At 26.1% G+C, this 14,466-nt stretch carries 10 protein-coding genes; 3 read left to right on the top strand and 7 right to left on the bottom strand.

All coding sequences use genetic code 11. The annotated features are described in order from the left end of the window. Positions 1 to 181: 181 nt before the first annotated feature. The 4 genes from Q1X91_RS10990 to Q1X91_RS10975 all read right to left on the bottom strand — a co-directional run bounded on the left by Q1X91_RS10990 (position 182) and on the right by Q1X91_RS10975 (position 3,225). Positions 182 to 685 (bottom strand): hypothetical protein, encoded by a 504-nt coding sequence (locus Q1X91_RS10990; protein WP_297248917.1) that lies wholly within the window; start codon positions 683 to 685, stop codon positions 182 to 184. Between the two features lie 154 nt (positions 686 to 839). Then, positions 840 to 1,094 (bottom strand): hypothetical protein, encoded by a 255-nt coding sequence (locus Q1X91_RS10985; protein ID WP_297248919.1) that lies wholly within the window; start codon positions 1,092 to 1,094, stop codon positions 840 to 842. Between the two features lie 151 nt (positions 1,095 to 1,245). Continuing rightward, the gene (locus Q1X91_RS10980; protein ID WP_300757188.1) at positions 1,246 to 1,692 is read right to left on the bottom strand and encodes a hypothetical protein; all 447 of its coding nucleotides are present in this window, start codon (positions 1,690 to 1,692) and stop codon (positions 1,246 to 1,248) included. A 600-nt stretch (positions 1,693 to 2,292) separates the two neighbouring features. Beyond that, on the bottom strand, positions 2,293 to 3,225 hold the full coding sequence (locus tag Q1X91_RS10975; protein ID WP_300757185.1) for a site-specific DNA-methyltransferase: 933 nt from the start codon (positions 3,223 to 3,225) through the stop codon (positions 2,293 to 2,295). Between the two features lie 330 nt (positions 3,226 to 3,555). On the opposite strand from Q1X91_RS10975, the gene ileS reads away from it, so the two are divergent. Next, positions 3,556 to 6,327, top strand: coding sequence for an isoleucine--tRNA ligase (gene ileS, locus Q1X91_RS10970; RefSeq protein WP_300757182.1), 2,772 nt, complete (start codon positions 3,556 to 3,558; stop codon positions 6,325 to 6,327). A 365-nt stretch (positions 6,328 to 6,692) separates the two neighbouring features. On the opposite strand, the gene Q1X91_RS10965 is transcribed toward ileS, so the two are convergent. Together Q1X91_RS10965 and Q1X91_RS10960 are read right to left on the bottom strand one after the other, a co-directional pair. Then, positions 6,693 to 7,154 (bottom strand): DUF4411 family protein, encoded by a 462-nt coding sequence (locus Q1X91_RS10965; protein WP_300757180.1) that lies wholly within the window; start codon positions 7,152 to 7,154, stop codon positions 6,693 to 6,695. Beyond that, complete coding sequence (locus tag Q1X91_RS10960) at positions 7,151 to 8,329, bottom strand: XRE family transcriptional regulator (protein ID WP_300757177.1); 1,179 nt, start codon at positions 8,327 to 8,329, stop codon at positions 7,151 to 7,153. Before Q1X91_RS10960 ends, Q1X91_RS10965 begins: the two co-directional genes overlap by 4 nt. 450 nt (positions 8,330 to 8,779) lie before the next feature. Here Q1X91_RS10960 and Q1X91_RS10955 point away from each other — a divergent pair, with 450 nt between their 5' ends. Continuing rightward, a complete protein-coding gene (locus tag Q1X91_RS10955; RefSeq protein WP_300757175.1) occupies positions 8,780 to 12,271 on the top strand; it encodes a TaqI-like C-terminal specificity domain-containing protein in 3,492 nt (1,163 codons plus the stop codon). Between the two features lie 308 nt (positions 12,272 to 12,579). Further along, positions 12,580 to 13,230 (top strand): hypothetical protein, encoded by a 651-nt coding sequence (locus tag Q1X91_RS10950; RefSeq protein ID WP_300757173.1) that lies wholly within the window; start codon positions 12,580 to 12,582, stop codon positions 13,228 to 13,230. A gap of 2 nt (positions 13,231 to 13,232) precedes the next feature. Here the strand turns inward: Q1X91_RS10950 and Q1X91_RS10945 are convergent, their stop codons facing one another. Then, positions 13,233 to 14,315, bottom strand: a complete 1,083-nt coding sequence (locus tag Q1X91_RS10945) for an MBL fold metallo-hydrolase (protein WP_300757170.1) — start codon at positions 14,313 to 14,315, stop codon at positions 13,233 to 13,235. Positions 14,316 to 14,466 lie beyond the last annotated feature (151 nt).

Below are 14,466 nucleotides of genomic sequence, written 5' to 3'. Positions count from 1 at the left end.
TTCTTTTATACCAATAAAAGAACTGGGGTTTGGGGCAAAGCCCCAACTAAATTTAAAAATATTAAATTAAAAATTTATAAATTTAGTTTTGAAACAAGTATAATTATTTTAGTAAAAATATAAAAAAGTATTTAATTATATTTCAGAGTTTTGTTTACCGTGCGTTTTAATTAAATAAAATTTAATCTTTAGCATTAGGATCATGTCTTAATGTACCTTTTACAGTATAAACATCTTTATCTATAGTAATAGTTGCATTTATATAAAGAGAGGCTCTTTCATATCTAAAAGTAGATGTTTTAAATATTATAGGTTTATCAAAATTTTCAGCAGTTAATATTGAATGTATTGAAAAATCAGAAGATTTAATTTCAACTATATGCTTTGCTGGTATTTCACTTTCAATGTATAAATCTTCTAAATATAATATTATTGATAAAGTACCCTTATCTCTGTAAGTGTTTCTTGAACCCAAAACTTTCATCTGAGTTTCTCCTAAAGAACTTCCATTCTTAGTAACATTTACAAATCCAACACAAAATCTATCGTCCCAACTTTTATTGATACCAGTACCATATTCAGGAACTCTAATAGAAGTTTTTGTCTGAGCATAAGAAATTTGATAAGTAGAAAAAATAGATATTAAAAATAATACAAAAGAAAATGATAATATTTTTTTATTCATAATTAAGCCCTTATAAAAAATTTTGAGCTTCTAATTATAATTAAATAACCAGAAACTCAAATTTATTTGATAATAGCTTATTATAAATTATTAATTCATAAAATCAAGCATATTCATATTTTTATTTATATGATAAATAATATGGAATTTTATTTTACAATGCCGGTGCATGCTTACCCTTATTAGGGCCATTAGGATGTTTGAGACAATAACCATTTACTAATGACTGTAAAGATTTATTTTTAGCCCCGCAGTACTTGCAAAAATATTCTGACTTCTCACCGCCTTCATAAAGTTTATGCTTACCCTTGTTAGGACCGTTCGGGTGCTTAAGACAATAACCGCTAGTTAATGATGCTATTGATGTGTATTTAGCACCGCAATATTCACAGTAAAAATTTTGAGCCATAAAAAGCCTCCTTTTAATTTTGTTATCTATTAATTATATAATATGTTTGCGACAAAAACTGTCATAATTTTTAAGTTTTTTATATTATGCAAAATAAAAGGCTTCACCTGAAAATACAAGCAAAGCCTTTAGCTAAAAATATGATTGATTATTATTTTTTATTGCAAACTATTTCTGTAATACTAGGCATTACTGTATTTTTTGTAAATTTAACTGTTACAGAATTATCAGAAAATTTTAAAGTACCAACAATAGAATCTGGTGTTCCTTCAAAATCAGGATTAGAAAAACTATAATCAGTACCAGAACCTGTTACAGTAAAATAAGTTCCTGTAAAATCTGGAGCTGTTGTATTATTATCATTAGGTAAAGTTGCTACTTGACCGTCTTTTATAGATACCAATAAATATGCTGTTGTTAAACCCGGCATTACACTTGAAGCATCAAAACTATCTTTTGATACATAAGTATAACCATTATACTGTTCTATGCCTTTTGTAGTATCTCCTGCTCCTGTTTTATCCTCATTGGAACAGCTTACTGATAACACTCCTACTAAAAATAGGGTTAGAAAGATTGTTGAAATTTTTTTACTCATGGTAAAATCTCCTTTTAATTAGTTTTTTATTATAAATATCATTAAAGACATTTATTTCTATTTTAATTTAAAAATTTTTAAATGTATTATTAAATTTATAATACTAAATTAAATTTATATTTAAATTTATTACACTATATATTATTTTAAACAAATAGCAAGTATAAAATTGATTTTTTTTTACAATTTTATGCTATATCCTCGCGTATAAAAGTTTATCAAGTATAGAAGATTTAATACTGTTTCATACTAATTTATATAAATACTTCACCCTCAAATACAAGGTTTCAAAGCGTTTTGAATATTAGTATTGTTTCATACTGTTTTAGAAATAATATCTTCCTCCAATAATAAGGCTTTGAAGCGTTTGCAAAATATATACTGAAAAATTTTTAAGTTTTGGGTATTTATTTACTATTATTAAATGCCAATGCAGATGAATGAAGAGATAAAGTATCTGAGACAAAAAATCATAGGGATACGATTGATTATATTATATGAAACAAAAAATTTATTTTATATTTACAACATATACAACATCTTTTATTAGCTTATAAAAGATGTTATTAATAAATAATTAATAGTATTCATATTATTAATTTATAAATTTAATTTTAATTGACAGCATTCATCTAATAATCGTTTATTCGCTATATTTGTATTATTGCTGTCAATATCTATACCTATATAGTGCCTATTTGTATTTTTAGCAGCTACACAAGTAGTTCCAGAACCGACAAAAGGATCTAAAATAACAGCATTTTCTTTTGTTACTAATGATATTAATAATTCCATTAATTTTACAGGTTTTTGATTAACATGCATACCAGAATCATATTTGGTTATATCTACTTTTATTATATTATCAAAAAAATTATTGTTTTTATGATTTATACAATACTTTTTTATTGCCTCTTCATTCCAAGCACCAACATCATTATTTATTACATTATCTGCTATTGTAGATCCTATTTTATATGGTTTTTGAAACCACAATATAGGTTCAAATATTGGTCTTAAATTAGCAACTCTCCAGCCTTTCCATTTTTCATAATTTTCTATATCATTTCTTCTTTCATATATAGCAGATAATCTTTGAGCTTTGGCAGCAGCAGAATTTTTTTCCCAAGCAAGCATATCTTTAAATGTAAAACCTGCATCCTCAAGTGCTACTATACATCTATGTGCATATCTTCTTCCTGCAAAAATGAAACAGCTTGCTCCTGGTTTCAAAACTCTAAGCCAATCTGAAGCCCAAGAAGAACACCACTCCTGATATTCTAAAGGTATTTTTTTATCAGCTTCACTCCATCCATTTAAAGGCTTTCCTCTCCTTTTAAATAAAGTACCCATTTCTAACTGGGCATTTGAAGATCCTCCTAAAGCTGAGTTAGAATTATTATGTAATACATCCCAGTCCTCATAAGATATTCCATAAGGTATATCTGATATAATAGCATGTATAGTTTCACTATCGATAGTTTTAATTATATTTATTGAATCACCGCATATTATTTTATCTATAATATTCATAATTGAACCTTTTTTATAAAATCATCTATATGCTTAATTCTATCTTCTAATTTTTGAGATTTTATTAATTCTGATATCGCTTGTTCTCTAGTATAACTTTTTATTATATTTATTTCATTTTCTAAATATAATTTTTCTTTTATTGATCTATTTCTTTAATTAATTTGTTAAACATTTATTCCTCATTATATTCTTTTTATTAATATATATTCATTAGCATTTTTGTCAACATATATATTAAATTAAGGCTAAATAAAAACTTGTAAAATTCTCTCTTATAGTATAAAATTGAATATCTTTATAAAATTAAAAAAATGGAGCAAAAATAAGATGGATTATAGTTCTACTATCAATTTACCTAAAACCGCTTTTCCTATGAAAGCAGGTTTGAAGGAAAAAGAGCCCAAAATAATAAAAAAATGGGACGAAGAAAAACTTTACCAACAGCTTAGAGAATTAAGAAAAGGTGCTCCTAAATGTATTTTACATGATGGACCGCCTTATGCGAATGGAGACATTCATATTGGAACATCATTGAATAAAATTATTAAAGATATTATTGTAAGGTATAAATCTGTTAAAGGTTTTGATTCGCCTTATGTTCCTGGCTGGGACTGTCATGGTATGCCTATAGAATTAAAGGTGCAGGAAAGTTTGGGAGATAAATATAAAGAAACTTCTAAATTTATAATGAGAAAAAAATGCCGTGCTTATGCTCAGAAATATATTGATATTCAAAGAAAAGAGTTTAAAAGACTTGGCGTTATGGGTGATTGGGAAAATCCTTACCTTACTATGTCGCCTGAATATGAATCTGAAATAGTTGAAGTATTTGCTAAACTTGTAGAGAAAGGATATATATATAAAGGACTTAGAACTATTCACTGGTGTATGGACTGTGAAACTGCCTTGGCTGCTGCCGAAATAGAATATGACGATAATCATACTTCTACAAGTGTTTATGTAAGATTTCCAGTATTAAATAAAATCAATGATAAACTAAACGGCAATGTTGATGTTATGATATGGACTACTACTCCTTGGACACTTCCTTCAAATATGGCTTGTGCTTTCAATAGAGATTTAGATTATGCAGCTGTTGAAATAGACGGAAGATATGCAATAATGACTAAAAGCCTAGTTGATACTGTTCTTGGCAAAAAAGACATGAAAGCAGAAGGCAGAGATATGATTCCAGTATCTATAGAAGAGATTGAAAAACTTGAAATAGCTCACCCATTTATAAAGGATAGAAAGTCTGCTGTTGTATTTGCTGACTATGTTGAGGCTACTGCTGGTACAGGTGTTGTTCACACTGCTCCAGGTCATGGTATGGAAGACTATCAGACAGGAGTTAATTACGGACTTGATATATATTGTCCTGTAGATAAAGCTGGAAGATATACTAGCGAGTTTCCAGAAATGCAGGGCATGAAAGTAAGAGATGCTAACCCTAAAGTAATTGAAATACTTGAAAATAACGGCTCATTATTCTATAAAGAGAAAGTTACACATAGTTATCCTATTTGCTGGAGATGTAAAAATCCTTTGATATTCAGAGCTACTTCTCAGTGGTTTATGGATATGAAGCATGACAATATAGATGAAAGAACCGTTAAATCTTTAGATAATATTAAATGGTATCCAACTTGGGGACATGATAGAATGCAGAAAATGCTTGAAAATCGTCCTGACTGGTGTTTATCAAGACAGCGTTCTTGGGGAGTTCCTATACCTGCATTCTATTGTAAGAAGTGCGGAAAAACTTTATTAACTGCTGAGTCTACAAGACATTTTGCTGAAATAGTAAAAACTAAAGGAATGGATGTTTGGTTTGAATTAGAGGCTAAAGATTTACTTCCTGAAGGCACTAAATGCGAATGCGGTTCTTCTGACTTTGGTAAAGAAGAGGATATTTTGGACGTTTGGTTCGATTCTGGTGTATCATCTTTTGCGGCACAGAAAACTAATAAAGATTTAGACGGAGTTTTCCCTGTTGATATATATTTAGAGGGAGGCGATCAATACAGAGGTTGGTTCCAAGCTGCAATTTGGCCTTCTATGGCTATAAGAGGAATACCTCCATACAAAGAGCTTGTAACTCATGGTTGGACTTTAGACGAGCAAGGCAGAGCTATGCATAAGAGTGCAGGCAATGTTGTTTCACCTTTAGAAGTTATTGACAAATACGGTGCTGATATATTAAGACTTTGGTGTATAAGCGAGGACTTCACTCACAATGCACGTGTTGGTGATAACATGATGAAGGCTATTGCTGACAATTACAGAAAAATAAGAAATACTTTTAGATATTTGTTAGGAAATATTTCTGATTTTGATTTCACTAAAGATAAAATTGAAGTTAAAGATTTACTTCCTGTAGACAGATATGCATTATCAAGACTTCATAGCTTTATAAAAGTTGCTGATAAAGCCTGCGAGGGTTATGAGTTTCATTTATTCTATCAAAGACTTATAAATTACTGTGTTGTTGAGCTTTCTGCTACTTACTTTGACATTATAAAAGATAGATTATACTGTGATAGAAAAGATTCGCTTTCAAGAAGAAGTGCTCAGACTGTACTTGTTGAGATATTAGATGTATTAGTAAAATTAATAGCTCCTGTACTTCCTTTCACAACTGATGAGGTTTGGGGATATTACAAAGGAGAAAATGCTTCTTCTGTACATTTAGAGTTATATCCTAAAGCTGATGATAATTTAATTGATTTAGAGTTAGAAAAAGAATGGGCTTCAATTCTTAAAGTACGCGATGATGTATTATTATCACTTGAAAGAGCTAGAGATAATAGCACAATAGGTAAATCTTTAGAGGCTTATATAACAATATGCACTAAAGAAGCAGCAACTAAAGACTTGCTTACTAAATATGAAAAATATTTAAACGAGATATTCATCGTAAGTAAAGTAACACTTTCTGACAGCAAGGACGATACATTCATAGAGGGCGGCGTTTCATTTGTTAAGACAGAGAAAGCAAGCCATGAAAAATGCGTTCGCTGCTGGGGACATTATGAGAGTGTAGGCGAAGACAGCGAGCATAAAGAGTTATGTACTAGATGTGCTGAGGCAGTTAAATAAAAAATAATATAATTTTTAAATATTAAAAGGGCGGCTGTGTATAACGGCTGTCCTTTTTTATTATAACTTCTTTGTAAAGAAAGCAAACTTTTTTTCCTGTTCTTTTTTGGTGTCAAAAAAGAACCAAAAAAACATTTCTTTTGTGGCACAGGCAAAGCCCGCCTACGGCGAGAAATAAAAAGCATTTACAATATTGAGGTATAACTCTTTATTTCTGGTATTGAGTTATACTTCTTTTTTGAAAAAATTATTAAGTTTGTGTCTCGTTCTGTTAGCCCTTGTTTACATATGTAGGTAAATGGATTGATAATATTTTTTTTAATAAATTGAAATATATAAGCAGAGTAATACTTTTCGTATTTTTATTATAGTTTTATATTGATAGAACGTATAAAACTATGCATATTGATACAGTCTATATTATAGTATTTACATATGGTTGGTATTTTAGGAGCATTCGCAGTAAAAACTTCGTCTGTTACAACAGTACAATTTTCAAATTTTGCTTTTGCTATTATATATAAATCAGCATAAGGTTTACCGCTACTTATTTTATTTCTTGATTTTTCATTTATAAAATTAGGATTTTTTAGCATTTCTTTAATCATTCCTATTTCATTATTATTAGGTTCTAGAAAAATATTTTTATAGTTTTTAAGAAATTCTTTTTTAGGGCTATTGGATAATTCCTTATATACTTCTCTAACAGATATTATATTATTATTTTTAACCATTTCATCAAATTTATTCCAAAAATTAATAAATACATCATTATAATAATAATTTAATATAGGCTGAAAAATGTTTGTATCTAATAAATATCTCATTCTTTTTCTTCCCTATTGTATAATAGACTTTCTATTTTATCTGCATATTCATCTTTATTAAGATCTAAAAAGTTAAGTAATTCGTTTCTATTAATTTTATCTTCATAATATTCATTAAATATCAATTTAATGTAGTTTTCACCTAAATATGAAAAATGTGTGTTATAAAAACTTCCCCCACTTTTTTTATTATTATTTTTCCTTTTATAATTAAAATATTCTTTAGTGTATTTTTTTATATATTCATTATACTGATTTTGTTCTATTAAATTGATATCTAAACATCTTTTTACAACAACTTCTCTACTAACAGAAAAGTCTTTTGAAATATTTAATATTATATCATCATCTATTTTATAATTTGAGAATTTTAATATTTCGTTTTTTGGCAATAAAAATTCTGAAGCAAAATTATTACATAAAATTTCTATATTTTTACTATTGTTTGCTAAATTAGAAAAATTTTCATCAATTTCATCTATTCCGCTAACTTTAAATATTAAATGAGCTATTTCATGAAAAATAGTAAATATTTGTCTATTAAATGGCAGAGAATTATTAATAACTATAATTGGAAAAACTTTATCATATAAGCAAAAACCTGATATATCGTTATTTTTTAAGGCATTTTTTCTAATTAATATTCCATTTTTTTCTATGGCATCTCTCCATTTTTTTAAAGCTATTTCTGGTTTTTTAAAGTTTTTTTGTGCATTAATATCTATATTTAATATATCTCTAAGTTTTAAAGCTATATAAGCTATGTTATTATTATCTATTTCTTTTATTTTATCAAGTATAAAATTATTACTTGGATTTTTATTATTAAAAAGTTCTAATAAATCATTTTGTAAATATTTTATTTTTTTTATAAATATCATTATATTTGGGTCTAAATTTTCAAGAGTATAATTTGATGTAGTTCTAAAATATGCTTTTAAATTTTCTTTTGGAATTTCATCAAAAAAAAACATTGTAGTAGATATTTTTAATGCTTCATATGATATTTTTTCTAATTGTTTATATGTAGGATAATCTTCTCCATTGAGCCATTTTTGAACAATGTGCTCTTTTACATTAATTTTTTTAGCAAAGTGAGATATGCTATAATTTAAATTATTTAATGCCCATTTTAGTATATTAGGGTTAATTTTTATTTTATTATCCTTACTCATAATTATATTATATATAGAATATATTAAAACTCAAGTATTGTTATATATTTGTTTTATATGTAAAGGTAAATTTAAAGAAAATATTTCTGTGTTTGTATTTGTGGTATATTTGATGCAATTTATATATGTACATTTAGTTGCAAAATGTGAGGTTTGGGTATTGTGTTATAAATTTAAATTGTCTGTTTTATATCATACTTGTTTCAAAATTCATTTTATTTATAGTTGTGCGGAGCAGACTGCCAATTACCACTTCTTTTGGAACCAATACAAATCACATATGCGTCTAGAACCCAAAGACTGCATTTTTTTAGTTTAAATATTTTTATTATTAATTTATTAAATATTATTGAGAAAATAAAAGGGCGGCTGTTAATAATGGCTGTCCTTTTTGTTTGTTTTTATTTTGTTTTACTGTATAATAATATCATTACGATTGGAGTGTTGTTTATGAAGTCTATTACTAAAAATGCAAAAGAATTATTAAAATTAAGAAATCTATTGAACTATGAAATTGATAATGATAAATTGGATTTTTTTAAAAGAGATATTAAGTGGTATAGAAATCAAATAAATAATGCTAAAGATAAAGGTGAGACAGAAGAACATTGTAAGGGTATATTAAATAAATTTTTAGTTAATGCTTTCGGATATGACAGCAATACAAAAGGTAAAATAGATTTGGTTATCAAATTTGATGACAATATTAAAACTATTATAGAGACTAAAAACTATAATAATGAAGAAGAAATGATAAAAGATAATGATTATTTTTATAAAGGTTTTTATCAGACTATACTTTATTACTATAAAAGCAGAAAAAATAAAGATAATAAAGATTTTAATATTGATAATATTATTATTACTAATTTTGAAAAAGTATATTTATTTTCCAAATATGATTTTGAAAAACTTATTAATGATAATCAGATAGTAAATTATTTTAATGAAAACAGTAAAGTAAAAAATGAAACTTTTTATAAGATTTGCGGCGGATTTTTAGAGAATATTAATCTTGAAGTTATCGGATATAAGATAGATTTATTTAATGATGATGAGACTCTTATATACAGGTTTTTTAATTCTTATAATATTTGTTCTGTTAAACTTGGAAATGATATTAATTCTATATCGAATACTTTTTATAAAGAAATAATTTATATGATGGGGCTTGAAGAAGATAAAGAAAAAAAATTGCGTTTATCTAATGTTCATAATAGTTTAATAAGGCTTACTATGGACGTAATTAGAAATAGCAGTGATAAAGCAAATGAAAATGAAATATTTGATGAGGCTTTGAAACTTAATATTATATGGGTTAATAGAATATTATTTTTGAAGATACTTGAGGCACAGCTTAGAACTTTTAGAAATGATAAGCATTTGGATATATTAAATCCTTTTAAGATTAAAGATTATAATTATTTATATACATTATTTTTTAATGTGCTTGCTAAGCCTAAAAATATGAGGTCATCTAGTAATGATTATAATTATATACCTTATCTTAACAGTTCATTATTTGAAGAGGGTAAAGATGAGCTGATTTTTTCTATAACAAAATTGAATAATGATTCAAGAATGAAAGTAATGTCTGGAAGCATACTTTATAATGATAGGGATTTTAACAGCAGTCAATTAACATTTTTGGAGTATATACTTAGATTTTTGAATTGTTATGTATTTAATGCTGATGCTAAGAATGCAGATAAAAATACAATAATAAAATCTTCAGTTTTGGGTCTTGTATTTGAAAGGCTTAACGGTTATAAAGACGGTTCGCATTTTACTCCGCCTGCTATTACTATGTATATGTCAAGGTACAGCATAGAGAAGATTATAATTGAGAAGTTTAATAAATATTTTACAGATACGCATTTTAATAATATAGAAGAAGTAAAAAATTATGTGAGGGCTAATATACATATTTATAGGGATAATATAAAAGATATTTTGAACTCTATAAAGATAATAGATCCTGCATGCGGAAGCGGACACTTTTTGGTTGCTTGTTTGAATGAGCTTATAAGGATAAAGAGCGAGTTTAGAGTTTTGCATGATAATATAGATGTTAATATATCGGAAGATGAGCTTGTTATAAATTATATAGATGGTACTCATTTTAAGTATAATATAGAAAATGATAGTATTACAGAGAGAAAGCAGGAGATAGAAAAGACATTATTTGAAGCTAAGGAGCATATTATAAGTAATCAGCTTTATGGGGTTGATATAAATCCGAACTCTGTAAATATATGCCGTTTAAGGTTATGGATAGAATTATTAAAGAGCAGTTATTATACGGATATAAAAAGCGATGAGAAGTTTATAGATTTGGAAATACTTCCTAATTTGGAATTTAAAATAGTATCGGCTAATAGTTTGATAGAGCTTGATGATAAAGAAGTGAATTTGATATCTCTTACTTGGGATAAGAATGAGCTTATCAAAAATATGCGGGAGTATTTTAATGCGAGTTATGAGAATAAGAATGGTATAAGAAAGGAGATTTTAAGGCTTATCAAAGAGTATTCTAATCATAATGCGAAATTAGAAAATTATAATCCGTTTGACATGCTAAAAAGCTATGATTTTTTTGACAGCGGTTTGATGTTTGGAGTAGATAAATTTGATTTGGTGATAATGAATCCGCCATATTTTCAGCTTACAGGAAATCATCAATATTTAGATTATTTTGATAAGAAAGACAGCAAAGTTGCAGATATTTATCAATTATTTATGGAAATGACTTTTAATAAATTGATTGATGACATCGGTATTGTAAGTGCAGTAATATCTAATAAGTGGATGCGTGCGGGTTATGGAGAGAGGACGAGGAAGTTTTTATATGATAGGGCTTATGTTTATGAGGTTATAGACTTGGGTGCTAATTGGTTTGAAAGTGCTACGGTGGATACTAATATCATCAGTTATGGTAAGCGTAAAGCAGATATTCAGGAGAAAATTAATGCGTATAAAATAAGTTTATGCGATGATATTATCAGCTCTAAAAAAGATAAATTATCAGGCGTAGAAAAAGAGTGTTTTATTTATCCTAAGAAAGATAACAGCTCTTGGATAATTTTAAATGAAGATGAAAATAGTATATTAAATAAAATATCTAAATATAAGTCTTTAAAAGATTATGGTATTGAAATAAATAGAGGAATAACAACTGGATTTAATGATGCTTTTATTATTGATGAGGAAACTAAGGATAGGCTTATTAAAGAAGATAAAAAGAGTGCAGAAGTTATCAAACCTTTACTTAGGGGAAGAGATATAAAAAGGTATTGTTATGATTATAATAATTTATATCTATTATTTATACCTTGGCATTTTCCTTTAAATAAAGATAATACTATAATCGGTGCTTCTTTAAAGGCAGAGGAAGAATTTAAAAATAATTATAAAGCAATATATAATCATTTACTTAATTTTAAAGAGCAACTTCAAAAAAGAAATAAAGCAGAAACAGGTATACGTTATGAATGGTATGCATTGCAAAGATGTGCTGCTTCTTATTATGAAGATTTTGAAAAAGACAAAATTATATACCAAGAAATTTGTCAAGAAGCTTCATATGCTTTAGATGAATGCAAGTCATTCATAGGTAATACAGGTTATATAATGACTAGTAAAAAATATAATTTAAAAGTTTTATTGTCTTTATTGAATTCTAAACTTTATTGGTGGTTTTTTAAAAATAATAATGTTATATTAGGGGATTCAGCAATAAGAATGTTAGGTATGTATATAGAGGTTTTACCTATTATAGAAGTTGATGAAAAAATTGAAAAAGATATAATACAATTAGTAGATAAAATAATCATTGCTAAAAAAGAGAACAAGGACACTTCGGAGATTGAGGGGGAAGTTGATAAAATTGTATACTCTTTGTATGGGTTGAGCGAGGAAGAGATAAGGATTATTGAGGGTTAGTTCTTTGTAAAGAAAGCAAACTTTTTCACTGTTCTTTTTTTGCTTGCCCAAAAAAAGAACCAAAAAAATGGCATTTCTTTTTTGTAAAAAAGAAACAAAAAACATTTACAATCTTGAGGTATAACTCTTTATTTCTGGTATTGAGTTATACTTCTTTTTTTGAAAAAAAGAAGCAAAAAAAATTTTTATTAATTTTATGGCTCGGGCTGTTAGCCCTTGTTTAGATTTAATGGTATATATAGTGGGTTGATAATTTAAGGTTTTTATTTATAATTTAAATTATTTATAAAATATTATTGAGGACATGTATGAAAGATTTAAAAGATTATAGAAATAAAGAACTTAAATATTATTCAATAGCTTGTTTAATAGTCTTATTTTATATAGAAGATAAAAATAATATATCTTTAAATGATATTTTTAATAAAAATTTTAGTTTACTTTTAGGAACATCTTTAATATATATCTTTTCATTTATTTTAGATTCAATATTTTCATATAAAGAAACCATAATAGAATTTTTTGGTTTTAAAAAACTTCCAGCTAAAATAATTTTTTCTAAAATAGAAAATGGCAAATTAAAAGATATAAGATTTACAAGAAATGAGGTTTTAACAAAATATGAAAATATATATAGAAATATTCCTACTGATAAAAATGAAAAGTATGAATATGAAAATTCAGAGTGGTATAAAATATATTCATCAAATAGAAATCAATCTGTAATTTTTTATTCTCAAAGAGATTTTCTATTATGTAGAGATATTTTTTTTAATACTTTCTTTATTTTAATATTATATGTTATAAATATTTTTACTTTAAAAATATTTTCATTTCATTTATACTATATAATATTTCTAATATTTATGTTATTTTTGAGTTTTATTATAACACATAGTAAAGCATTAAAATTTGTTACAAATGTTATAGCCTTTGATTTAACTAAAGAAAAGCAATAATTTTATTCTTCATAATATTCATCAAAAAAATCTAGTTCTTTTGGAGAATTCCAACCATATCGTAAAGGAGTATTATGAAATTGACATATAGTACCTTTTTTATTTGTATAAATCTTGAATCCTCTTCTATAAAATGCATTTGTTACACATTTTCTAGGATGTTTTTTATCATTTTTTCCAGCTGATACATATGCTGTTTTAGTTTTAGGATCATTTATAGAAATAATCTTTCCTACAATTTTATTTAATACATCAGAATTAATATTATGTTTACTTCCATGATGTGGAATTTGCATAAAGTATAATTTATCTTTTATATCTTTTTTAAATTCATAAGCTTTATTTAAAGCAATTACTCCAGCATCTCCTGTAAATAATATACCTTTATTATCTATTATTCCATGCATAATTACGCTAGTATTATTTTCATTTGATGTTGTAGGGTCTGTTTCTAAGGTATCTATATTAAAACATTCTTTTATTTTATTTTTTATATTAGAAAATAAATTTTCTTTGTTTTCATTTATCAATTTATTATCATTATACTTTCCTTCTAATTCATAAGTTTTATCAGAGTTTATTATTAAATCTAAATAAAATTCTTTTGATGGTGATAATACCTTAAATATTCCTATTTCTGTACCTGCAAATGGTTCTATTATTTTTATATTCCTATTTTTTGCTATTTCTTCTAATTGATACGCAAATTTATAATAAGTGGTTTTAAATCTATTTTTTAAACTATTTTCTGTTACTCTTTCATCTCCTAAAGTTGCTTTATTTAAAATTTCATCTATATGTTCCCATGGTCTATGCATATATAGTCGATCAACTTTTAGGTTTTCAAGTACAACTGTTAATCCAGAAGAATGGTCAGAATCAGGGTGGGTATTAATAACATAGTTTATATGTTTAGTATTATAATATTTTATAATATGATTAACTAGATTTTCTCCTGTTTCTTTATTGCCTCCATCTATTACCATTACAGTATAATCATCATAATCATTAATTTTATATCTTAATGCTATGGCATCTGCACTACTATCTCCTACTTCTATAAAATCAATTTCATAATTACTCATAAATATACTCCAATACTTTTATATAATAATATAAATTACATAATTTTACAACCTTGTTTAAGAGCCATAGATATTGCACAGTTTTAGTTTAAAAAAAGGAGGTATTCCTTATAATTTAAATTATCACAACAAACAAAAAGGAATACCTATG

The organism is uncultured Brachyspira sp. (assembly GCF_949287625.1).
Taxonomy (GTDB): Bacteria; Spirochaetota; Brachyspiria; order Brachyspirales; family Brachyspiraceae; genus Brachyspira.
This window is presented reverse-complemented; position numbering and strand designations above follow the sequence as displayed.

Coding starts and splice junctions, on each gene's coding strand:
- Q1X91_RS10990 (WP_297248917.1), bottom strand. CDS start 685: ATGAATAAAAAAATATTATCATTTTCTTTTGTATTATTTTTAATATCT.
- Q1X91_RS10985 (WP_297248919.1), bottom strand. CDS start 1,094: ATGGCTCAAAATTTTTACTGTGAATATTGCGGTGCTAAATACACATCA.
- Q1X91_RS10980 (WP_300757188.1), bottom strand. CDS start 1,692: ATGAGTAAAAAAATTTCAACAATCTTTCTAACCCTATTTTTAGTAGGA.
- Q1X91_RS10975 (WP_300757185.1), bottom strand. CDS start 3,225: ATGAATATTATAGATAAAATAATATGCGGTGATTCAATAAATATAATT.
- ileS (WP_300757182.1), top strand. CDS start 3,556: ATGGATTATAGTTCTACTATCAATTTACCTAAAACCGCTTTTCCTATG.
- Q1X91_RS10965 (WP_300757180.1), bottom strand. CDS start 7,154: ATGAGATATTTATTAGATACAAACATTTTTCAGCCTATATTAAATTAT.
- Q1X91_RS10960 (WP_300757177.1), bottom strand. CDS start 8,329: ATGAGTAAGGATAATAAAATAAAAATTAACCCTAATATACTAAAATGG.
- Q1X91_RS10955 (WP_300757175.1), top strand. CDS start 8,780: ATGAAGTCTATTACTAAAAATGCAAAAGAATTATTAAAATTAAGAAAT.
- Q1X91_RS10950 (WP_300757173.1), top strand. CDS start 12,580: ATGAAAGATTTAAAAGATTATAGAAATAAAGAACTTAAATATTATTCA.
- Q1X91_RS10945 (WP_300757170.1), bottom strand. CDS start 14,315: ATGAGTAATTATGAAATTGATTTTATAGAAGTAGGAGATAGTAGTGCA.